Annotated in this window: 25 protein-coding genes and 1 pseudogene; all 26 read left to right on the top strand. The window is 63.7% G+C overall.

Features of this window, described 5'->3' with window-relative positions; translation table 11 throughout:
* The first annotated feature begins 6 nt into the window (after positions 1–6).
* Positions 7–222 (top strand): hypothetical protein, encoded by a 216-nt coding sequence (locus APH25_RS11645; RefSeq protein WP_060482048.1) that lies wholly within the window; start codon positions 7–9, stop codon positions 220–222.
* A 2-nt stretch (positions 223–224) separates the two neighbouring features.
* Positions 225–1,832, top strand: coding sequence for a phage portal protein (locus APH25_RS11640; protein ID WP_060482047.1), 1,608 nt, complete (start codon positions 225–227; stop codon positions 1,830–1,832).
* Positions 1,833–1,834: 2 nt separating this feature from the next.
* Positions 1,835–3,055, top strand: coding sequence for a S49 family peptidase (locus tag APH25_RS11635; RefSeq protein ID WP_060482046.1), 1,221 nt, complete (start codon positions 1,835–1,837; stop codon positions 3,053–3,055).
* Positions 3,056–3,067: 12 nt separating this feature from the next.
* Positions 3,068–3,418 (top strand): head decoration protein, encoded by a 351-nt coding sequence (locus APH25_RS11630; RefSeq protein WP_060482045.1) that lies wholly within the window; start codon positions 3,068–3,070, stop codon positions 3,416–3,418.
* Positions 3,419–3,428: 10 nt separating this feature from the next.
* Positions 3,429–4,460 carry a major capsid protein gene (locus APH25_RS11625; RefSeq protein WP_060482044.1) on the top strand — a complete coding sequence of 344 codons (1,032 nt, stop codon included), beginning with the start codon at positions 3,429–3,431 and terminating at the stop codon, positions 4,458–4,460.
* Between the two features lies 1 nt (position 4,461).
* Entirely contained in the window at positions 4,462–4,647 is a 186-nt protein-coding gene (locus APH25_RS11620; protein WP_060482043.1) for a hypothetical protein, read from the top strand.
* A gap of 2 nt (positions 4,648–4,649) precedes the next feature.
* Positions 4,650–4,970: a hypothetical protein gene (locus APH25_RS11615; RefSeq protein ID WP_060482042.1), complete on the top strand. Its 321-nt coding sequence runs from the start codon at positions 4,650–4,652 to the stop codon at positions 4,968–4,970.
* Positions 4,967–5,626, top strand: a complete 660-nt coding sequence (locus tag APH25_RS11610) for a hypothetical protein (RefSeq protein ID WP_060482041.1) — start codon at positions 4,967–4,969, stop codon at positions 5,624–5,626. Before APH25_RS11615 ends, APH25_RS11610 begins: the two co-directional genes overlap by 4 nt.
* Positions 5,619–6,146 carry a hypothetical protein gene (locus tag APH25_RS11605; RefSeq protein WP_060482040.1) on the top strand — a complete coding sequence of 176 codons (528 nt, stop codon included), beginning with the start codon at positions 5,619–5,621 and terminating at the stop codon, positions 6,144–6,146. Before APH25_RS11610 ends, APH25_RS11605 begins: the two co-directional genes overlap by 8 nt.
* Positions 6,143–6,703 (top strand): phage baseplate assembly protein V, encoded by a 561-nt coding sequence (locus tag APH25_RS11600; RefSeq protein WP_060482039.1) that lies wholly within the window; start codon positions 6,143–6,145, stop codon positions 6,701–6,703. The genes APH25_RS11605 and APH25_RS11600 overlap by 4 nt, the downstream gene beginning before the upstream one ends.
* Positions 6,704–6,743: 40 nt before the next feature.
* Complete coding sequence (locus APH25_RS11595; protein ID WP_060482038.1) at positions 6,744–6,953, top strand: hypothetical protein; 210 nt, start codon at positions 6,744–6,746, stop codon at positions 6,951–6,953.
* A 3-nt stretch (positions 6,954–6,956) separates the two neighbouring features.
* Positions 6,957–7,283, top strand: a complete 327-nt coding sequence (locus tag APH25_RS11590; RefSeq protein WP_028632524.1) for a GPW/gp25 family protein — start codon at positions 6,957–6,959, stop codon at positions 7,281–7,283.
* Entirely contained in the window at positions 7,280–8,167 is an 888-nt protein-coding gene (locus APH25_RS11585) for a baseplate J/gp47 family protein (protein ID WP_060482037.1), read from the top strand. The genes APH25_RS11590 and APH25_RS11585 overlap by 4 nt, the downstream gene beginning before the upstream one ends.
* The gene (locus tag APH25_RS11580) at positions 8,167–8,775 is read left to right on the top strand and encodes a phage tail protein I (protein ID WP_060482036.1); all 609 of its coding nucleotides are present in this window, start codon (positions 8,167–8,169) and stop codon (positions 8,773–8,775) included. Before APH25_RS11585 ends, APH25_RS11580 begins: the two co-directional genes overlap by 1 nt.
* Positions 8,768–9,826: pseudogene (locus APH25_RS25930) on the top strand (phage tail protein); the annotation flags it as partial. The gene APH25_RS11580 and the pseudogene APH25_RS25930, both read left to right, overlap by 8 nt.
* A 24-nt stretch (positions 9,827–9,850) precedes the next feature.
* The gene (locus tag APH25_RS26245; RefSeq protein ID WP_371262503.1) at positions 9,851–12,910 is read left to right on the top strand and encodes a tail fiber protein; all 3,060 of its coding nucleotides are present in this window, start codon (positions 9,851–9,853) and stop codon (positions 12,908–12,910) included.
* A 7-nt stretch (positions 12,911–12,917) separates the two neighbouring features.
* Positions 12,918–13,628 carry a tail fiber assembly protein gene (locus APH25_RS11570; RefSeq protein ID WP_082428279.1) on the top strand — a complete coding sequence of 237 codons (711 nt, stop codon included), beginning with the start codon at positions 12,918–12,920 and terminating at the stop codon, positions 13,626–13,628.
* 85 nt (positions 13,629–13,713) lie between these two features.
* Entirely contained in the window at positions 13,714–14,880 is a 1,167-nt protein-coding gene (locus APH25_RS11565; RefSeq protein WP_060482034.1) for a phage tail sheath family protein, read from the top strand.
* A gap of 13 nt (positions 14,881–14,893) precedes the next feature.
* On the top strand, positions 14,894–15,403 hold the full coding sequence (locus tag APH25_RS11560; RefSeq protein WP_060482033.1) for a phage major tail tube protein: 510 nt from the start codon (positions 14,894–14,896) through the stop codon (positions 15,401–15,403).
* Between the two features lie 30 nt (positions 15,404–15,433).
* Positions 15,434–15,730: a phage tail assembly protein gene (locus APH25_RS11555; protein WP_060482032.1), complete on the top strand. Its 297-nt coding sequence runs from the start codon at positions 15,434–15,436 to the stop codon at positions 15,728–15,730.
* Positions 15,731–15,861: 131 nt separating this feature from the next.
* Positions 15,862–19,134, top strand: a complete 3,273-nt coding sequence (locus APH25_RS11550) for a phage tail tape measure protein (RefSeq protein ID WP_060482031.1) — start codon at positions 15,862–15,864, stop codon at positions 19,132–19,134.
* A gap of 9 nt (positions 19,135–19,143) precedes the next feature.
* Positions 19,144–19,989, top strand: coding sequence for a phage tail protein (locus APH25_RS11545; protein WP_060482030.1), 846 nt, complete (start codon positions 19,144–19,146; stop codon positions 19,987–19,989).
* Positions 19,964–20,176, top strand: coding sequence for a tail protein X (locus tag APH25_RS11540; RefSeq protein WP_028632532.1), 213 nt, complete (start codon positions 19,964–19,966; stop codon positions 20,174–20,176). Before APH25_RS11545 ends, APH25_RS11540 begins: the two co-directional genes overlap by 26 nt.
* Before the next feature lie 59 nt (positions 20,177–20,235).
* Positions 20,236–21,288, top strand: a complete 1,053-nt coding sequence (locus APH25_RS11535; protein ID WP_060482029.1) for a phage late control D family protein — start codon at positions 20,236–20,238, stop codon at positions 21,286–21,288.
* A 24-nt stretch (positions 21,289–21,312) separates the two neighbouring features.
* The gene (locus APH25_RS11530; protein WP_060482028.1) at positions 21,313–21,864 is read left to right on the top strand and encodes a glycoside hydrolase family 19 protein; all 552 of its coding nucleotides are present in this window, start codon (positions 21,313–21,315) and stop codon (positions 21,862–21,864) included.
* The coding region (locus APH25_RS11525; RefSeq protein WP_060482102.1) for a lysozyme at positions 21,861–22,297 on the top strand (437 nt) is incomplete at its 3' end. The genes APH25_RS11530 and APH25_RS11525, both read left to right, overlap by 4 nt.

Genomic DNA, 22,297 nt, shown 5'->3' with positions numbered 1-22,297 from the left:
TTCACCATGACAGAAGCAGAACAACGCCTGGCGGAGGTCAGGGCGGCGATCTCGGCCGTTCTCAAGAATGGGCAGCGGCTACGCCGAGCCGACCGGGAGGTCCAGCTGGCCGAGCTTAATAGCCTGCGGCTGCTGGAAAAGCAGTACGCAGATCAGGTCGCGCTGGAGCAGGCTGCACGTGCGCGGCGTGGGCGCAACCGTGTCTCTTACGTGGGGCTTTGAGCATGTGGCCGTTTCGTAAACGGGAGTCCGCAGCCGAGCAGCTGATGAGCGAGGCGATCCGGGTGGCAAGGGCGTCGGTCGAAGGCCAGCAGATCGTTGCCCAGGGCGGCGGTGGCGGTGTCGAAACACGCTGGCGTGGTGCCTCGCGTGTACTGCGGAGTGTGGCCAGCTGGATACCTGGCCTGGGTAGCCCACGGCGTGACTTTAACCAAAGCGAGCGGCGCATGCTGGTCGCGCGCTCACGTGATGCGATGCGCAACCATCTGGTGGCTCGCGCTGCGATCACCCGGCTGCGTACCAACGTGGTGGGCACAGGCCTGGTCTGCCGTGCGCAGGTCGACTATGAGGCATTGGGCATCACCGAGGAACGGGCCGAGCAGCTCAACAGCCAACTCGACCGACTATGGTCGTTGTATGCCGACGACCCGCGCGAGTGCGATGCCGAAGCCACGCTCAACCACTACCAGTTGCAAGCCTTGGTGCTGGTGTCTTCGATGGTGGCTGGCGATGTGTTTGTGGCTAGCCCCGATCAGGAGCGCGCTGGCTGCCTGTTCAGCACGCGCTTGCAACTGATCGAATCGGATCGGGTGGGCAACCCCAACAGCAGCATGGACCGGCCGGATCTGGTCGAGGGGATTGAGTTCGACGGCCTGGGCGCGCCAGTGGCCTACCACGTCTGCACTGGTTATCCAGGTGAGCATCTGGCAGGTAATCCTCTGCGCTGGGAGCGTCTGCAAGTGTTCGGTGAGGCGACAGGCCGGCGGCGAGTGCTTCACGTCATGTCGGACAAAGAGCGGCCCGGCCAGAAGCGCGGCGCACCGTACCTGTCGCCTGTGCTGGAGCCTTTGCAGAAGCTGGAGCGCTACAGCAGCGCCGAGCTGATGGCCGCAGTGATCTCGGCGATGTTCACCGTGTTCATCAAGAAGGGCGACAACTTCCAGTCGGGCAACCTGCCGATGTCGGCGCTGGCAGAAGAGCAGCCAGGTGGTGACGACACGTCGGACGGCGAGCTGGCGCTGGGCGAGGGGGCCATCGTGGACCTGGGCGTGGGTGAAGAGCCGATGGTGGCCAACCCCAGCCGGCCGAATGCGCAGTTCGATCCGTTCTTCACCGCCGTAGTGAAGGAGATCGGCGCAGCGCTGGAGCTGCCGATGGAGGAGCTGCTGTTGCACTACAGCAGCAGCTACAGCGCCGCGCGTGCCGCCATGCTGCAGGCGTGGCGTTTCTACAGCCTGCGCCGTTGGTGGCTGGCGTGCGACTTCTGCCAGCCGAGCCGCGAGCTGATCATCGACGAAGCCGTGGCCCGTGGCCTGATCAACTTGCCCGGCTATAGCGACACCGCCAAGCGCAAAGCCTATTGCCAGGCCATCTGGATCGGCCCGGCACGCGGTGCCATCGATGAACTCAAGGAAGCCAACGCGGCCGGCAAGCGCATCGAGATCGGCGTCAGCAACGAAACGCTGGAAACCGCTGCTATGACGGGCGAGCCCTGGCAGCAGGTCATTCGTCAGCGGACCCGCGAAGTCAGTTACCGGCGCGAGCACAACATGCAGGCCCTGCCCAAAGGCGGGTTGGAAAACCCGCCTGAACCCGAACCCAAAGAGAACTGATCATGCCAAGAGCACTGGAGCTGGCTGCCTCGCAGCCCTGGCTGATGCTGCCTGACGCCCTGGATAACCTGCTGACGATCTCGGACCGCATGGGTGATTCTCTGGCGCTGGCCACTAAGCGCGGCGAACAACTGGAAGAGACCCGCCGCGTCACGCTACGGGGCAACGTCGCATTGGTGCCGGTCATTGGTCCCATCTTTCGCTACGCCAACCTGTTCACCGAGATCAGCGGCGCGACAAGCACCCAGGTGTTGGGCAGCGATATCCAACGCGCGCTGGACGACCCAAAGGTCAAGTCCATCGTGCTCAACATCGACAGCCCAGGCGGTGTGGCATCGGGCATCAACGAGCTGGCCGAGCTGATCTATCAGGGTCGGTCGCGCAAACGCATCGTCGCCTACATCGGCGGCATCGGCGCGAGCGCGGCCTACTGGATCGCCTCGGCAGCCCACGAAATCGTTATCGATGAAGCGAGTCTCGCCGGAAGCATCGGCGTAGTCGTGGAAGCCGTAGTCGACGACGAAAAGGCCAGCGGCCGCACCCGGTATCAGATCGTCAGCCGCAACGCGCCCAACAAGCGGCCGGATCTCGGCACCGAAGAGGGCCGCGCCAAGCTCGGCGAAACCATCGACGCCCTGGGCGATGTCTTCGTCGGCAAAGTGGCACGCAACCTCGATGTAGCGGCGGAGCAAGTGCCCGAAATGGGCGACCACGGCGGTATCCGCGTCGGCGCCGATGCCGTCAAGCACGGCCTGGCCCATCGGGTTGGGTCGCTGGAATCGCTGATCACCGAACTGGCCAAACCGGCCTTCAACTCAACAAGGAACAACACCATGACCACTGTTAAGACCACGGCAGATCTGCGCACGGCGCTCGCTGCGGGCACCGACCCTACCACCATTGAGATCGCCCAGGCGGAGCAGCCAGACCTCTCGGCAATCCGTACCGAGGCCGCTACCGCCGAACGAGAGCGCATCAAGGGCATCAACGCGCTGGCCAGTAAAGGCTTTGAAAAGGAAGTCGAGGCGGCCATCGAGGACGGCAGCAGCGTCGAGGCCACCGCCATGGTGATGTTCAAGGCGGCTCAAGACCGCGGCATTTCCCTTTCCGGCATCAAGGCCGATGCCCAGGGTGTGAGCAGCGCCACCCCACCCGCAGGCGGCAAGGAAGGCGAGCGCAAAGCCGCCGTCAGCGCAATCGTTGCAGGCGCCTCGCGCCGTTGATAGGAGCACGACATGTCCAATCCTGAACGCAAGACCTACCTGCCGAGCGAGCTGTCGGCAGGGGATTTCCCCATTGTCATCGACACCGGCGTGATCGCGGCCGGTCAGGTACTTAAACGTGGCGCTGTCCTTGGCCAGGTCGCCGACAGCCGTGAGTACTTGCTGTGCAAGACCGCAGCCTCTGACGGTTCGAAAACCCCTACCGCCATCCTCGATCAGGACGTCGACACCACTGATGGCGCCAAGGCTGCGCCGATCCGGCTCACCGGCCAAGTGCTCGGCAACCGGCTCACCCTTGGCGAGGGCCTGACGCTGGCCGCTGCCAAGGCCGCCCTGCGACCTCTCTGCCTCTTCATTCGTTAACGGAGCCCCCATGACCGATATCTTCGACACCCTGACCATGCTGGAAGCCGTCGAGCAGATGAGCCCGCCGCGCCGCTTCTTGCTTAACACCTTCTTCAACGGCGGCATGCCTGAGACGTTTGGCACCGAGGCGGTGACCATCGACATTATCAAAGGCCAGCGCAAGATGGCGCCGTTCGTTCATCCGACGCTGCCCGGTAGCGTCTCGCAGCGCACGGGCTTCACGTCCTCGACCTACAAGCCGCCCTACATCCAGCCCAAGCGTTCGACGCGTGCAGAGCTGATCCTGAAGCGCTCGGCCGGCGACAACCCGTTCTCCACCCGTAGCGCGCTGGAGCGGGCGGGTGAGCGGCTTGGCCGCGACCTGCTGGAGCTGGACGAAGAAATCATCCGTCGCGAGGAGTGGATGTGCGCCCAGGCCCTGACCACCGGCAAGATCCGTGTGGTGGGCGATGGCGTGGATGACACCATCGACTTTCTTATGGAGGAGACCCATAAAGTCACGCTGGCTAGCGGCCGCTGGGATACCGACGCATCGGACCCTATTGGTAACCTGCGTCAGTGGCGGCGTCTGATTGCCAAGGATTCGGGCCGCTCCGCCAATGTCGCAGTGCTGAGCAGCGGCGCTCAGGACGCGTTTCAGAGCAACAAGAAAGTGCTGGAACAGCTCAACAGCCGCCGAGTCGATCTGGGTCTCATCAAGCCCGAAGAGTTGCCGGATGGCGTGACCTACATCGGCTACCTAAACGATCCTGGCGTCGACCTGTACGCCTATGACGAATGGTACGCGGATGACGATGGCAAGGATCAACCCGTGATCCCCGAAGGCGGTTTGATCCTCGGTTCCACCTCGACCCGTAACGCGATGCTGTACGCGGCCATTCAGGACATGGAAGCCATCGAGAGCGGCCTGGTCGAAGCAGCCCGCTTCCCGAAGAGCTGGGTAACCCAAGAGCCAAGCATGCGCTGGTTGAAGCTGCAGTCGGCGCCGTTGGCCGGTCTGCTCGAGCCAAACGCTTTCCTCTTTGCAAAGGTGGTGTGACATGGCTGGCAAAGTCGAATACGTCGTTGTCGATGGCTGCATTCAGGACGGCAAGCAGATCATCAAGAAGGGTGAGGTCTACACGCCGTCGAGCAAAGAGCTGACCCAGTTGCTGCTTCAGGAGGGCAAGATCGCCGGCCGTGGCCAGTTGCCCGTAGCGGCGGCCGGCGATGACGACGAGACCTGACCATGGCCTTCCGCGAGAACGTGGCGTTCATGGACTCCGCGCTTCTGGACGTGCTGGGCGATGAGGCCGAGATCGACGGATTAGCCGAGCCGGTGCCTGGATTTTTCTCGGCACCATGGTTGCAGCCCAAGCTCGGCCAGATCAACACCGGCCTGCGCGAGCCTACGTTTGCCGTGCGGATCATGCATGCGAACGGTATTAAGGAAGGCATGCACCTGGTTATCAAGCTTGCGCCGGAGGATGGCGGCGGGCGGTACGTTATTGCCGCTCGCAAGCCTGACGGCACCGGCTGGATCAACCTGACCCTTCGGGAGGTTCGATGAACGTAGGTTCTTTTCACAAGACCTCGGCCGACGCCGGCCTGCTGACGCTGCAGCTCGATCCCAAAAGTCTCAGTGGCTTTGAAGAGTTCGCCAGGCTGGTCCCCAAAGCCATCACGGCTGCTCAGCGTCGAGCCATCAACAAGACGCTGCGCTGGCTGCGCACGCATATTGCGCGTGATGTGGGCAGCCAAGAGCGTATTGCTGTCACCGCTGTGAGGCAGCGGCTCAAGGCGTACATGTCGGGTAACAACGGCCAGGGCAAGCTCTGGTTCGGTATCCGTCCGCTCGAAGCCAGCCGAGTGGGCCGCGCTCGCCAAAGCCGTACCGGCGTGTCGGTGGCAGGCCGGCGCTATCAGGGCGCGTTCTTCAAGACCGTTTACGGCGGGCGGCCTGATATCTGGATACGCACGGCCAGTAAGCACTTCGATGCCAGCCTGTTTCCAGATGTCGAGGCTGCGCGCGGTGGCCATCGCTCCGGCTGGATCGCGGAAAACGGTAGCCGCTTCCCGTTGGCTAAGGCCAAGATCTCTCTGGAGGACGTGCGGCCACATTTTGAGGCATGGACGCGCAAGGCGCACGAGCGCTTGCAGGTGATTATGGAGCAGGAGCTGAACTTCGAGCTGCTCAAACACTTGAGGAAAACGGGCAATGGATGAGGATTCGATCCCGTTGGCCGGCGTGTACGCGGCCATCGAGCGACACATCAGCGAAGCGATTCCGGGCCTGGCCTATGTCGGCACGATGCCCGAGGGCTTGGAGGTCGTGCCGCCGCCTGCGGTGGTGCTGGAGCTGGCTGGCTTTGAGGCGGCCGAGAGTGATCCCGGTACCGGCGAAACGGCGGTCGACGCACGATTCGAGGCGAGGGTGATCGTACCGGTCGAGGAGGCCAACTGTCTGCACATCGCGGCCTTTGTCGCGGCGCAGCTCGCGGTGCTGCTGCGGATGCAGTCGTGGGGACTGCCGTGCGGCCTTGCCGAGTTCATCCGTGCCGAGCGTGACTGGAGCCGTCCCGAACTGGACAGCTTTGCCGTCTGGGTCGTTGAGTGGAGCCAAGTGCTCTATCTCGGCAAGGAAGAATGGCCTTGGCCCCGAGAGTCCGGCCCACTGGTGGTTGCGTTCGATCCCGACACCGGCCCAGGCAATGAGCATCACTACGTCGCGCCGGAGGACCTGTGAGTTACGCGAACGCGCAGCATGACCGCATGTTGTCGTGCCTGGTGATTCCTTGCAGGGTGGTGGCCGTCGACCTGGCGGCCGCCATGGTGCGTGTATCCGATGGCGGCGACTGGACAAGCGCCTGGGTTCGCTGGCATTCCCTAGCTGCCGGCAAGGCTCGCCATTGGCGTGCGCCCAGCCTGGGCGAGCAGGGCGCGCTTATCAGCCCGAGCGGTGAGCCCGCCCAGGGCACGTTTATCCCCGGGCTCTACGGCAACGCCGGCGCGCAGCCAGACAACCGTGACCACGTCGAGGTGTGGCGTTTTGATGATGGCGGCTCGCTGGTCTACGACTGGAAGGCAAAGAGCTACACCATCACGCTCCCAAGCGGCACGGTCGCTGTAAAGGTGGCCAGCAGCGAAGTAGTGGTGACAGATAGCGCGATTACGGCCAAAGCCGGTGCCATCACCCTGACAGGCCCTGTGACGATCAACGGGACGTTGAGCGTAACGGGGGACATCTTAGGTGGTGCACGCATCATCGACACTGCCGGCAATACGCCAAACCATAAACACTGATAGCCCGCTTTCGCGGGCTTTTTTACGCCTGGAGTATTCCATGGGAGCCAAGAAAGTCACCGCCGCGCCCAGTGCGCCGGCGGGCCTGATCTATTGCGACAAAGCCTATTCGCAGCGCTCGCTGTTTTTGCCCAGCGGCCGGGAGCTGGTGGTGCTGCGTGCCCGTCTGGTGGTGCCGGCAGACGACGACGAAGCGCGGCAGTTTCTCGATGCGCGTGGCGACTTCGAGGCCCTGAGCCAGGAGGGGTGACCCATGATCGGAATGGACCGCCGAACGGGTAAGCCGCTGTCGGGCCTGGCCCATCTGCGGCAGTCCATAGAGGACATTCTAACCACGCCGCTGGGCTCCCGGCGCATGCGCCCGGAGTACGGCAGCACCCTGCGCCGTTACGTCGACCTACCGGTTAACGAGGGCTGGAAAAGCGCCGTACAGGCAGAGGTGGCCCGCGCCCTGGGGCGGTGGGAACCCCGCCTGCAGATGGAGCGGGTGAAGGTTGTGTCGGTCATCGACGGCAAAGTCACCCTGCAGTTATCCGGCAAGTACCTGGGCGACGATGTGGTACTGGAGGCAAGCGCATGACGATTGACTTAACTGCGCTGCCCGCGCCGGCAGTGCTGGAAACGCTGGATTTCGAAGAGACGTACCAAGGTGAGCTGGCCACCTTCCGGCAGCTGATGGAGCAGGACGGGCAGGAATGGTCGGCGCCGCTGGAAAGCGACCCGGTCACCAAGCTGATCGAGCTGGGCAGCTACCGCCGCTTGCTCAACCGGGCGCGGGTCAATGATGCCGGCAAGGCACTGTTGCTGGCCTATGCCAAGGGCACCGACCTTGACCAACTGGCCGCCAACGTCAACCTGCAGCGCCTGGTCATCCAGGCCGAGGACTTGACCGCGGTACCGCCGGTGCCGGCGGTGATGGAAGAAGATGACGCGCTGCGCGAGCGGGTGCAGCTGGTCTACGAGGGCCTGACCACAGCCGGGCCGCGTAACAGCTACATCCTACACGCGCGCAACGCCTCGGGCCTGGTGGCCGACGCCACGGCCGAAAGCCCGTCGCCGGCGGTGGTGGTGGTCACTGTGCTGTCGCTGGACGGCACCGGGGCGGCGCCGGCTGAGTTGCTCGATACCGTGGCAGCTCAGCTGAACGACGATGACGTGCGGCCGGTTGCGGACCGGGTCACCGTACAGAGCGCGCAGATTCTGCCGTACAAGGTCAATGCCAAGGTCTACATGGTCAGCAATGGCCCCGAGAATGAGGCGATTTTGGCCACCTGCCGCGAGCGCCTGCAGGCCTGGGTCAACCCCCGGCGCCGCCTCGGGGTTGAGGTGGCCAGGTCCGGGGTTGACGCTCAGCTGCACATCAACGGGGTTTCCCGGGTTGAGCTGACCGGGTGGGCAGATATCAAGCCGACCAAGGCGCAGGCGGCCTGGTGCAGTGATATCAGCGTAGTGCGGGGGACGTGATGACCAGTCTACTCCCCAACAACCGCACGCCCCTGGAGCACGCTGTAGAGGGTGCCGGGACCGAGTCAACCGAAATCACGCTGCGCACCCTCTACAACCCCGACACCTGCCCGGCCCACCTGCTGTACCAGCTGGCCTGGGCCTGGTCGGTCGACCGCTGGGATGACAACTGGTCAGAGGCGGTCAAGCGCTCGGTTATCAAGTCGTCGTTCTACATCCACAAGCACAAAGGAACCATTGGCGCGCTGCGGCGTGTAGTGGAGCCGTTCGGCTACCTGATTGAGGTGGTCGAGTGGTGGCGGATGGCCCCTGTGGGTGTGCCAGGCACTTTCGCGCTAAAGGTCGGGGTATCGGACTCGGGTATCAGCGATGACACCTACCGCGAGCTGTCGGCGTTGCTCGATGACGCCCGGCCGGTGAGCCGGCACATGGTCGGCCTGGAAATCAGCCTTGAAACCAAGGGCCGCTGCTACATCGGGGCGAGCCTGAGCGAGGGCGACATTCTGAGCGTGTACCCACCGATACAGCGCGCCATTGAAGTCATCGGCGTGATCGGGCGCGGTGGCCGTGAAACCACAATCGACACATTGGAAATTGGATATGGTTGATAAGAACACCCAGTTCTACGCGATCCTGACGAATGTCGGCGCGGCCAAGCAGGCCAACGCCGACGCCTTGGGCATCGCATGGAAAATCACGCAAATGGGCGTGGGTGATGCCAACGGCACCGACCCGACCCCGAACGCGACACAGAAGGCGCTGATAAACGAGTGGCGCCGGGCGCCGCTCAATCAGCTCAAGGTGGACGACAACGACCCGTCGATCATCGTGGCCGAACAGGTCATCCCGGCCGATATCGGCGGCATGTGGATTCGAGAGATTGGCCTGTACGACGACGCCGGCGACCTGGTGGCCGTGGCCAACTGCGCACCGACGTACAAACCGGTGCTGTCGCAGGGCTCGGGCCGCACCCAGGTGCTGCGCATGAGCCTGGTAGTCAGCAACGCGGCGAACGTGCAGCTCAAGATTGACCCCAGCGTGGTGCTGGCCACCCGTGAATGGGTCACCGAGGAACTGAGCCGGCAGGACTTCAAGCACTCGGTGCTGGTGGCCACCACGGCGGCCATCAACCTGACCGGCCTGCAGACCATCGACGGTGTGACACTGACCGCAGGCGCGCGCGTGCTGGTGAAGAACCAAGCAACAGCCAAGGAAAACGGTATTTATACCGTGGTTTCCGGCGCCGCCTGGAAACGCTCCACCGATGCCGACAGCAGCGCCAAGGTAACCCCGGGCCTGCTGGTACTGGTGGAGTCGGGCACGATCAACGGTGACAGCGCCTGGCAGCTGGTGACCGATGCCCCGATTGCCCTGGGTGTAACGGCGTTGTCGTTTGAAATGGCTTTTGGACGCACGGGCGTGAACGCCGGCACGTACAAAAGCGTGCAGGTCGACAAGTACGGCCGGGTGGTTGCCGCGACCAACCCGACTACCGTTGCGGGCTATGGCATCACCGACGTATACACCAAGTCGGAAACCTACAACCGATCCGAAATCGCCAAGGCGATTGCCGATTCGGTCACCAGCGCAGTGAATGGCCTGGTGGACTCGGCGCCGGGCGCCTTGGACACGCTCAAGGAGCTGGCCACCGCCATCGGCAATGACCCGAACTTCGCCACAACCATGGTCAACGAGTTGGCCAAAAAGGCGCCGCTGCAGTCGCCCAAGTTCTCGGGAACGCCTGAGACGCCAACACCTGCTGCCAGTAGCACCGGGCTGCAGATCGCAAACATGAGCGCCCTGGCCACTGCCGTGGCCGCTGCGTCTCGCCAGTTCAAAACGGCCGTTATCGGGGTGAGCACCAACCTGACGTTGACTGCCGCGCAGATGGGTAACGCTGTGCAGTTCAACGGCGGCGCCGTGACCTTGGCCCTGCCGGCGCTGACCGATGTGGGCAATGGCGCCTCGGTAATACTGCGCAACCCATCGGCTACGGCCACGCAGACGATCGTGGTGGCGTCCTCGGGTTCAATCGTGGATGCCGGCACCACGGGCGGTTCGCTGGCCTTGAAACCGTTCGAATGGGCCGAGCTGGCATCGTCCGGCACTGCCTGGTTTGTCGTGGGTCGCGGCAAGCTCAAAGAAGTGGCCGAGCTGGACTCGCCTGTATTCACCGGCACGCCAGAGGTTCCAACCGCGCCCGTCGGATCGGCTACCAAGCAGGCGGCCAATATGGCGGCAGTATTGGCGGCGCTGCAGGCCTTTGGTTTGGGGACGACCATCGGCGTGTCGATTCCCGATTTCGATGGCGTAACTGAGACGGGTCTGTATCGAGCAGAGGGCAGTGCCAAGAACACGCCATTCCCAAATGCATCTATGGCGTTGCTTCATATCCAGTTCAACCAGACAGGCTGCTTCCAGCTGGCTGCTGGATGCAGTGGCAGCATCGTCAATGCGCGATTTTTCTGGCGAACCAAGGCTGCAGGCACCTGGGCCGATTGGCAGCAGGTGGCGCGCCTCGACTCGCCGGGCTTTACGGGGACGCCGGTTGTACCCACTGCCCCACTGGGCACCAACAGCGGCCAAATTGCATCTATGGCGGCGCTGCTGCAGGCGGTAAACGCCTTTAAGCGCAACTACAGCGGCAACGTGGTGGGTGTCGGCGCGGATATCACGTTGACCGGCTCGCAGACGGGCTACGCATTCAACGTGACCGGTCCGGTTACGGTAACCCTGCCCGCATCGGCTGATGCCGGGTCAGGCGGCACTTTCGTTATCCGTAACGTCAGCTCAGGCGGGGTAACCGTAGCCGCAGGTAGCGGCAAGATTTACGAGAAGAACAACGCGGTTTCTTCGGTGGTGATTCAGCCTGGTGAATGGATCGAGCTGCAGGCGTCGACTTCGAACTACTTTATCAACCAGCGCGGCACGCTGAACGAGATTGGTAAGGTCATTTCGGATGCCATGGCGTCGTTCGGCATCGGCGGCTACAACGTCAAATCAGGTGTGGACATCAACACCCTGACCCAAGGCGGCCTGGCGTATTGCATCAACCCCACCAACAGCCCGGTTGGCACCGATGGCCAGTCCAGTGCCAACGGTTACCTGCTGACGTTCCAGTACATGGACGGCACCACGTACTGTGCCCAGGTGTTTATCCCGTCGCTGGTCGGCGCCTCGCTGGATACGGTGCACTACCGGCGTATGACGGCCGGCACATGGGGTGGTTGGAAGACGCTGGCAACGAATGACAGCGTGGCCGCTGCGATTAATAACGCCTCGCGCAGCTATCGCACCCAGGCGGCAGTGGGTATGTCGACAAGCCTGACGCTGAACACCACAACCCACTTGGGGGCTTTGCTGCAGTTCAACGCCGATGCGTTGACAGTGACGCTGCCGTCAGCGGCGGACGTGCCCAATGGTTCGGTAGTGACCTTGCGCAACCCCAGGGCCTCGACTCAAACGCTCGCCGTTTCGGCCGGGACGATTGTTGAAGAGGGTGCGTCAGTCGCCAAGATGACGCTGCAGGGCTATGAGTGGATTGAGCTGACAGTGTCCGGTACCGCGTGGTTCGTCAGTACCTGCGGAAAGCTCAAGGAAACGGCCACGGTCGACCAGCTGCAGGAAGCCTGTACACCACTCGCACCATTGAATAGCCCAGGCTTCACCGGCAAGCCGACTGTGCCTACTGCCGCAGCGGCTGAAAACTCGCAGGTAGCAGCCAACACGGCATTTGTGCAGCGGGCCGTGAATGGCTTAGCCCCAGCCAACAGCCCAACCTTTACCGGTACGCCAACGGCGCCGACGCAGAAGGTAAACGACGCAACCAAGAACTTGGCCACGACTGAGTTTGTCGAGTTGTCCAAGCGCAATTATTCGGGGCCTGTGTTGGGTTTCTCTTCCAGCCTGACCTTGACGGCATCGCAGTCGGGCCGGCTGTATCAGGCCAACGCGAATAACCTGACCGTCACACTGCCGGCAGCGGCTGACGCGCCAGGGGGCACGGCCTACGCGTTCCGCAACCCGACCGGGGGGCCGCTATCCATCACTGCTAGCAGCGGTAGCATCGTGGCAGGGGTCACGCTGGCCACCCTGGCGCTGCAAAGTGGCGAATATGTGGAGCTGGTGAGCAACACCAACACCGGCTGGTTTGTGTCCAGCCGGGGCAAACTGGCCGAAACCCCGACCGTCGACGCGATGAATGCTGCGTTAACGGCTGCGGCGCCGCCTGGTGAGGTATCGCACTTTGCGCTGAGCAGCGCGCCAACGGGTTGGCTTCCACGAAACGGTGCCGCCTACTCGCGTACCGCCTATGCCGCGCTTTTTGCGGCCATCGGGACGAAGTTTGGCGCCGGCGACGGATCGACCACGTTCAATGTGCCGGATGACCGCGAGTTGATCGACCGTGCTTGGACTGACGGTCTGAACGCGGCTGACTCGGGCCGGGGCTTGTTCACTACTCAGGCGGGCCAGAACGAAACGCACACCCACGGTGGCTACACTAGTACCGGCGGTGCGCACGTGCACAACCTGAGCGTTCCTCGCGACCTGGTGAATGGCGACTACGGCGGGTCCGGCGCCACGTCCAAAGACGCTGTGCTCGGTGACGAGGTGGAAGAGGGGTATCAAACGCTGACCACCGGCACCGGGGGATCGCACAACCACACCTTGACCATCACCGCGACGGGCGGCAACGAAACCCGCATGGCCAACCGGGCCTATCTGGCCTGCATCAAGTATTGAGGGATTTATGAGCGAAGAGGTCACCGAGCTGCAAGACCTGCAGGAGCTGACAGAGCTGCAGGCGTTCATTGAACTGCCCGAACTGCCCTGGTGGCAGTTGCCTGGCGTTGAAGCGCCGAAGGTGTGTTGCGTGCATCGCGGCACTGGCGAGTACCTTGGCATCGGGGAAGCAACCCCGAGCCCGCTGGAGCCTGACGTGTGGGCATTGCCGGCGCACAGCTACCAAATTGAGCCCCCTGCAGTAGAACCCGGCTTTGCCGCCCTGCTGAACCGTGAGGCTGATGGCTGGGTGCTGGTGGCCGACCATCGCGGCGCGACGGCGTACAGCACCGAAACAGGCGAGCCCCGCCAGTGGCAAGCCCTGGGCGATCTTCCCGAGGGCTATACCCTGCAGGCGCCGGCTACCGAGTTCGACACCTGGGAGGATGACAAGTGGGCGCCGGACGAAGCGGCCATCGCTGAGGCGGCGCGCCGTGTGGCCTACCGCAAGCAGCAGCTGGCCAACCAGTACGCCACCGGGCGCATCAGCACGCTGCAGGACGCGGTTGACCTGGACATGGCCAGCCCAGCCGAAACCGACGCGCTTAAAGCGTGGAAGGTGTACCGCATCGAGCTGGGGCGCCTGGATATCACCAGCAGCGCCCCGGCCGATGACGACTGGCCGAGTAGCCCCAACGACGAAGCGCTGGCCACCTGGGTGGCCTCGCAAACCGGATAGACGCCCCGCACTGACGGGGCGTTTTCATTTCCGCAGTACCACAAGCCCCGCACGCGGGGCTTTCTCACATCTGGAGATTGGTTTTATGAGTGGTTTTTTTCACGGCGTTACCGTAACGAACGTCGATACAGGCGCACGCAGCATTGCCCTGCCGTCGTCCTCGATCATCGGCCTGGTTGACACCTTCACCCCTGGTGCCGGCGTGACCGCCAAGGCAAACGACCTGGTGCTTATCACCAGCGAGCGTGAAGCAGTCGCGGCTTTCGGTGCCGACGCGGCAATCACCAAAGCCTGTCAGGCCATCTTTACCCGCGCCAAGGCTGCGATTGTCGCCTGCGGCGTGGCCAAGCTGACCGACCCCGCCGAGCAAACATCGGCCATCATCGGCGGCGTGCTGGCCAACGGTACCCGTACCGGCCTGCAGGCGCTGCGCGATGGTAAAAGCCGCTTCAATGCCCAGCCCCGTTTGCTGGTTGCGCCCAAGCACAGCGCGACCCAGGCCGTAGGCACCGCCCTGGTGGCCCTGGCGGACAAGCTGCGCGGCATTGCCATCATCGACGGCCCCGGGACCACCGACGAAGCGGCCATCGCTTACGCCGCCGGGTTTGGTGCCAAGCGCGCATTCATGGTCGACCCCGGCGTGCAGTATTGGGACACCACCAAAAACGCCACCATCGACGCCCCAGGTTCGGCCTGGGTGGCTGGCCTGTTCGCCTGGACTGACAGCGAATACGGCTTCTGGGCCTCGCCGTCGAACAAAGAGTTCGTCGGCATCACCGGTACCACCCGACCTATCGAATTCCTCGACGGTGACGAGACGTGCCGGGCCAACCTGCTCAACAACGCGAAGATCGCGACGATCATCCGTGAGGACGGCTTCCGCCTATGGGGCAACCGCACGCTGTCGAGCGATGCGAAATGGGCCTTTGTCACCCGGGTGCGGACGATGGATATCGTCATGGACGCGATCCTGTACGGCCATAAATGGGCGGTTGACCGCTCGATCACGGCCACCTACGTCAAGGACGTGACCGAAGGCCTGCAGAACTTCATGCGCGACCTCAAGGCCCAGGGCGCAATCATCAACTTCGAAGTGTATGCCGACACCGAGCTGAACACGGCCAGCCAGCTGGAGCAGGGCAAGGTGTACTGGAACATCCGCTTTACCGACGTGCCGCCGGCCGAAAACCCCAATTTCCGCGTTGAAGTCACCAACCAGTGGCTGACCGAAGTCCTCGACACCGCCGCTTAAGGAGCGCACCACCATGGCAATGATTCCCGAAACCCTGGCCAACCTGAACCTGTTCGTGGACGGCGTCAGCTTCCAGGGCGATGTACCCAGCCTGACCCTGCCCAAGCTCACGCTCAAGATGGAAGAACACCGCCCCGGCGGTATGGATATGCCCGTTGAGATGGACATGGGCATGGAGAAACAAGAAGCGAACTTCACCACCACCGGCGTGCGCCGTGAGGCGTTGAAGTTCTACGGCCTGGCTGACGGTACTGCTTTCAACGGTACGTTCCGTGGCGCCTTCAAGGGCCTGAAAGGCGCTATCAAACCGGTGGCGGTGACCCTGCGCGGCTCGCTCAAAGAGATTGATATGGGCGACTGGAAGCCGGGCGACAAGGCCGAAATCAAGCATGCCGTGGCGTTGACCTACTACAAGCTCGAAGTCGATGGCCGCACGGTGTACGAGATCGATGCCCTGGGCATGCGCCGCGTGATCGACGGCGTCGACCAGCTGGCCGCGCAACGCCAGGCCCTGGGCCTGTAACCCCCTCATAACTTCAAGGAAACCACAATCATGACCAAGCCACTGCCTAAATACCTGGCCCTGACCGACGCCGGCATTACTGTGCGCCTGAGCCGTTCCAGTGAAATGAACGGTGTACAGATTGATTCCATCCACCTGCGGGCACCGACTGTGCGTGACGTGCGTGCGGCGTCGACCACGGCCGCCGGCGACGAAGAGCAAGCCGAATTGAACCTGTTTGCCAGCCTGGCGGAAGTCGGTGCCAAGGACTTGGAAGGGCTGGCAATCAAGGACTACACCCGTCTGCAGACGGGTTACTTTCGTCTGGTGCAAGACGACGAGGTTTAACCCCTCGGTGCAGAAGGGGCTGGCCAAGCGGCTGGCCACTGAGCTGGGTTTTTCGTCAGCTGAAATCATGACCATGCCGTGGTCCGACATGGTCTGGTGGCTCACGGACTGAGCCGCTAAGGGGGTTACCGATGGCAAGCAAACTGGCGCTATCGCTGGTGATTGGCGGCGCCGTCGCGTCGTCGGTCGGGGCCGCTTTCCGCACGGTTGAAAGCGGAATCGACAAGCTCAAGAAAAAGGGCGACAAGGCCAAGGTGCTGCAGAGCACCATTGGCGAAACCATGAAGCTGCAGGCGGAGTGGAAGAAAGCCCACGACACCGGCGCGGCCAGTGCTGACAAGCTGCTGCGCAAGCTCAATGGCAACCTTGATGCCCTGCGCAAGCAAGGCGTGGAGGTTGGCCGCCTGGGCCGGGAGTATCAACGCCTGGGCCGGGATGCCAAAGCCGCCGACCTGCAGGTGAAGGGGCACGAGCGAATCGCCGCCGGCCGGGCTTCGCTCAAGTCCACGGTGGGTGCTGCAGCGGTGGGCATTGGCCTGACGGCCGTGCCCACCAAAATCAGCGCGGACTATCAGGCGATCATTCGCGACATTGCGATCAAGGCGGACGCTGCCAACAAGCCTGAAGAGGTGCAGCTGAGCCGGTCCGTTATCCAGACCTCGAACGATACCGGCATGGCCCGCAATGACGTGGCCGACCTGATTAACCAACTGGTCGGTGCCGGCATGGAGCTGGACAAGGCCATGGCCTATTCCAAGACGGCGGCGTCGTTCGCGGTCGGGCAGGGGGCTTCCGGCGTCGACACGGCCAGCATGATTATGGCGCTGCAGCAGAACGCCAAGATCACCGACCCGAAGGTCATGCAGCAGGCCCTGGAGGCCATCGCCTATCAGGGCCAGGCGGGGAGCTTCGAGGCCAGCGACATGGCCAAGTGGTTCCCGCAGCTGCTGGCCGGCATGGAAAAGAACGGCATTACCGGCCTTGACGCTGTGTCGTCGCTGGGCTCGATGCTGCAGGTGCAGATGAAGACTGCCGGCAGCTCTGACGAAGCGGCCAACAACTTCAAGAACTGGATGGAGAAGATCGGCGCCGGCGACGTGGTCAAGGCGTACAAAGATGCCGGCATCGACTATCAGGCCTCGCTGAACACCGGCCTGCAGAAGGGCATGAACGTCATTGAGGCGTCCATGGGCCTGGCCATGCAGTACGTGGAGGCGACCGACCCGGCCAAGGCCAAAAAGATCAAGGATGCGCAATCCAAGATCGATAAGCAGGCCGACCCGGAAAAGGCCAAAGCGGCGCTGGAAGCCCTGGAAAAGACCCTGCGTACCGGTGACTTGTTTGCTGACATGCAGGTTAAGGCGGCGCTGACCGCTTATGGTCAGAACCGTGGGCTCTACAACGAGCTGAAAGCCGATTCCATGAAGGCAACCGGCATCCTCGACAAGAACCTGGCGGAGCGGCGCGAAACGTCGGCACAGCGTTGGTCTGAGCTGGCACAGTCCACTGATGACGCCATGCGCAGCATCGGGGATGCCATCCGGCCGGCGACCGATGCGTTTGCTACCGGCGCAACAACCGTTGCCCGCTGGATTACCAAGCTGTCGGACGATGTGCCCCAGTTGGCCATGGGGCTGACAGGCCTGGCTGCGGCCGTTGGTGCGGTCATGGCGGCCCGTAGCGCGGCCAAGATCGGCCGAGGGGCATTCAACGTGGCCCTGGGGCGGGCATGGGGCTACAGGCGCCCAGGCAAGGAATCTGGCCAGTCAGGCGAGACTGCAGCCCCGAAGGCCCGTAACCGGGTGGTGGATGCGGGCCTGGGTGCCTTGGGCAAGGTGCTGGGAGTGCCGGCCAGCAATGACCCTGGCCAGGCGCCCAGCAACGAGCCGCAGCGCGTGTTTGTGGTCAATGCTGATGCCTTTGGCAGGTACGGGCCTGGCGCGCCTAATACAGGCCCTGGAGGGCCGAAGCGAGCACGCCGCGTGCGCCGGCGCCGGCCGGTCGCTCAGCTGGGTGCCGCGCGCAGCCCGCTCAGTGCTCCACCCAAGCCCGTGCTGGCGGCAGTCAAGGCGCCGGTACGGCTGACACCTGTGGTTGCGCCGGCAGCGAAAGTTGCGACGCCGGCGCCGGTACCGGCTGCAGCAAAGGCGCCGGTTAGGCTGACCCCTGTGGTTACGCCGGCGGCGAAAGTGACGGCACCGGTACCGGCGGCAGCTGCAGCACCGGCGCCGATGCCCCGGCGTCCACAACCGGCCCTGCCAGCGGTGGGCGTATCGGCACTGGCTCCAAGGGCGCCTGTTGCCCCTGAGCTGAGCCGCCTGGGGCAAATGGTGCATGGCGTTCGCGGGATGACCCGAGCGGCCGGCAAGTTGCCCGGTGGCCAGCTCGCTGATGCTATCCCCGGGGTGTTGGATATCGCGCTGAATGCGCAAACCCGGGACGAAAAGGCCGAGGGGTATGGCGGCCTGGCGGGAGGCATGGCGGGGGCCTGGGCGGGTGGTGCCGCCGGCGCTGCCATCGGCTCGGTGGTGCCAATCATTGGTACCGCCATCGGGGGTGCCATTGGCATGGCCCTGGGCGGGCTTGGTGGCGATGCCCTGGGCGGTTGGCTGGGCCGTACCTGGTTCGGTGAGGACAAGCCGCAGCAGGAGCAGGCGCAGGCTGATGGCCAGGCCGGCGCGGAATCGCAACCGGCTGCGCCTGCAGCACCTGCAGCACCCGTGGCGGTTATGCCGGCGCCGGTGATCGAGGCGCCCAAGCCCCTGCAGCCGACCCTGCAGCCCCCAGTGGTGATGCAGCCTGAGCCGGTGACGAAGGCGCAGGCCCCGGTGGCCACTGTGCCGGCGCCCATCGCCAAGCCGCCGGCGCCGGTTGCCCAGGGTGTGACGCCGCCGTCGGCGCCGGTGACGGTACAACCGCCGGTCGTTACCGTAACGGCGCCTGGCTCGCAGCAGCCGGTGCCCGTGGTGAAGGTTGAAGCGGGTTCGCCCATGGGCCTGGCCAGGCCCAAGCAGGAGCCGGTACCGGCCGCCCAGGACACGCCTAAACCTGCAGATCGGGAGCGCCCTGGGTTCGCGCGCGGGCTGCGCCGTCATGCGGTGGAGCGTGCCGACTCTATGGGCGACGTGGTGCGTTCGCTGGTTGAGGTGACTGCGCCCAGTGCTGCAGCGCCGGCGCCGGTGCCGCCCAAGCCGACCGAGCGTACCAAGGCCGAGCCACCCAAGGTTGAACAGACCTTTTCAATCGCACTGAGCATGCCGGTCACCATTCAAGGGGATGTGAAAGACCCCTATCAGGTTGTGGCCGGTCTAGAAACACCGCTGCGCGGCTTGTTTGACCGCCTGCAGCGTGAGTTCGCGGGCAACCGGTTCAGTGCCCAGCTCTACGACGAGGCGCATGTCTAAGGGGGTGCCATGGCTTACATGGACTTGATGAGATCAACGCTATCGTCCCTGGTGACGGCCGGTGAGGCCGGCCGTACCAGTATCGATGGCATGCTAGGACCGCTTAACGGCGCCGTCAGTGACATGGCCGGCGCCGCATCGGAGCTGGAAAGCCTGCCGATCATCGGGCCGGCGGTTGGGGCCAAGCTGCAACGCACCATGCGCGCGATCAACGCGGCGCAGTCCACCGTGGGCATGGTCGCGTCGAAGTACAGCCAAGTCACCACCGCTGCCACCCAGGTGCGCGACCGCCTGGGCTCACTGGGCGAGCAGGCCAGCAAGGCGGGGTCGGCTATCAACCGCATGGCCGGCAAGGTCAGCCCGTCATTGGCGGGCATTGTGCCAAGCAGTGCGTTTGCTCCAAGCGCTACACCTGCAGCAGCAGCGGTAACGCCGTTCCCTCACCTGCTGACCCTGCAGCCACTCAAGGCAGGGTCACAGCCCTTTTACTTCAACCTCAACACTGCAGCGTTTGACGAGCTGCAGCGCCGTACCGCGTACCGCTGGGCCGCTCAGGAGCGTTTGACACGCGACATGGCCCAGCAGGCCGTGGGGCCTGGCGAAGACACGCTGACGATCAAAGGGGCCGTTTTCCCGTTGTTCCGAGGCGGTATCAGCCAGTTGGATACGCTGCGCACCATCGGCCGCCTGTTGCTGCCCGTGAGCCTGACCACCGGCTACGGCGCTGTGCTGGGCAACTGGTGCCTGCGCAAGGTCGAAGAGGATCAATCGGCATTGCTTGCCGGCGGTATCCCGCGCAAACAAGCCTTTACCCTGGAGTTCACCAAGTATGGCGACGACCTGCAGAACGTCTGACGGGGACGTGCTCGACACGCTTTGCCAGGCCTACTACGGCCATTTGATGGGTGCCGTGGAAGCGGTCATGGAAGCCAACCAAGGCCTTGCCGAGGAACCGCAGCCGTTCCGCGCCGGGGTGTTGATTCACTTCCCCGATCTGCCTGCAGCTGAGGCTGAGGCCGAGCACGTCACCCTGTGGGACTGACCCCGCGTTACGCGTAACGAACCCCGCCTTGTGCGGGGTTTTTACTTTCTGGAGCCACCATGAAACCCACGTTCCGCATCGTCGCTGACGGCCGGGATATCACCCTGCTGATTAACGACCGTCTGCTGTTGCTGCGCACCCTGGACAAACCCGGGATGGACTCGGACGAATTCGAACTGCGCATCGATGACCGCGACCAAGCCGTCACGCTGCCCAAGCGCGGCGCCTTGATCGAGGCCTTTTTAGGCTATGAGGGCAAGCCGCTTGCGCGCCAGGGTAGTTACCGGGTGGATGAAATCGAGGTGACTGGCCCGCCGGACACCATCACCCTGCGCGGCAAGGCCAGCGACATGCGCGGTAGCGGCAAAACCACCCGTAGCGGCAGCTGGGAGAACGTGCCGCTCGCACAGATCGTCAGTGACCTGGCTGCGCGCAACGGGTGGAAACCTGGCTGCACCGTGCAGACCAAGGTGGCCCGCGTCGACCAGCGCAACGAGTCCGATTTTAACTTCATCACCCGCCTGGCCAGGCAGTACGACTGCACGGCTAAGGTGGGTGACGGACAGCTGCTGGTCATGCCGCGACAAGGTGGCAGCACCCCCGGGGGCAAGGCCTTTGGTGCGGTCACCATCCAGCGCAGTGATGTGAACCGCTACAGCTTCCGCCTGGGCGACCGCACCACGCAGAAGGCCGTGAAGACGCAGCACCAGGACAAGAAAACCGGCGCGCTCAAGGTCGTGGAGCTGGGCAACGACGAAGCGCCCGAAGGCCTGCCCGCCGTGCACACCGACCGCCATATCTACCCCGACAAGGGCGCTGCCGAGCAGGCGGCCAAGGCCCGCTTGGCTGCGTTCAACCGCAGTACCGCCGGCGTGCGCCTGGAAATGCTCGGGCGCACCGACCTGTTTGCCGAGCGCTCGATCAACGCCCAGGGCTTCAAAAATGGGCTCGACGGCGAGTACCTGGTGGACAGCGTGGAGCAGGTGTTTATGCCCTCGGGCTGGTCGACCACGGTCGAGTGCAACGGCGGCAAGCAGGGCAAGGCGAAAGCCAAGGGCAAGAAAAAGAAACAGACCAAGCCGCTGCGCATCGTGGACGTATCTGCGGCGTAGCCCATTAATCACTGGAGATAAGCGATGCCAATCAACGAGAAGCAGTTGTTACAGATCCTCCCGAACGCCGGCCGCAAAGCCGGCGTTTTTGTTCCCGGCCTCAACGCCACCATGGGCAAGTACGCCATCGTTACGCGCCTGCGCATGGCAGCGTTCCTGGCTCAGATCGGCCATGAGTCGGGCCAGCTGCAGTACGTCCGCGAACTCGGCAATGACAAGTACCTGTCCAAGTACGACACCGGTCGCCTGGCTCAGCGGCTTGGTAACACGCCTGAGCCGGATGGGGATGGCCAGCTCTATCGCGGGCGAGGGCTAATTCAAGTGACTGGCCGCTCCAACTATGAAGCCTGCAGCGAAGCCCTGTTCGGAGATAGCCGGCTGCTGAACACGCCAGAGCTGCTCGAGCACCCGGTCTACGCATCCATGTCGGCAGGCTGGTTCTGGCAGAAGGAGGGCCTGAACAGCCTGGCCGACAAGGGCGACCTCCTGGCCATCACCAAGCGGATCAACGGCGGTACCAATGGCCTAGACGATCGGAAGGCCATCTACACACGAGCGCTTGAGGTGCTGCAGTGAACAGGTGGGTTTCCCGCCTATTGGCTGTCGCGGCGCTGCTATCCGCCTGTGCGGTCGGCGCCCGGATAGCTTGGGTTTGGCAGGCTAACGCATACACCGCGCAGCTCGCTGATCAGGCCGACGACTATGGCAAGCAGCTGGCAGAGAAGGATCGTATCAACGGCCTGGAGCGGGAGAGGGCGGCTGCCGTCGCGCTTGATCATCTGGCTGAACAACGGCAAGCCCGCAGCGCCCTGGAGGCTCGCCTGCAGGCCCAGGCACAAAACCACTGGAAGGAGATGGAAGATGCGCAACAAACTCAAGCTCGCCTGCGTGACCGGCTTGCTACCACTGATCTGCGGCTGTCAGTCCTCGTCGACTCATGTGCCGTTGCCCGCTCGAGTTGTAGCGGTGGGGTGCGAGAAACCGCCGGCACCGGAGGCGTGGTACCTAG

It is taken from the genome of Pseudomonas sp. NBRC 111119 (assembly GCF_001320125.1).
Lineage (GTDB): Bacteria > Pseudomonadota > Gammaproteobacteria > Pseudomonadales > Pseudomonadaceae > Aquipseudomonas > Aquipseudomonas parafulva.
Note: the sequence above shows the minus strand (reverse complement) of the source record. Positions and strands in the feature narration are given on the sequence as shown.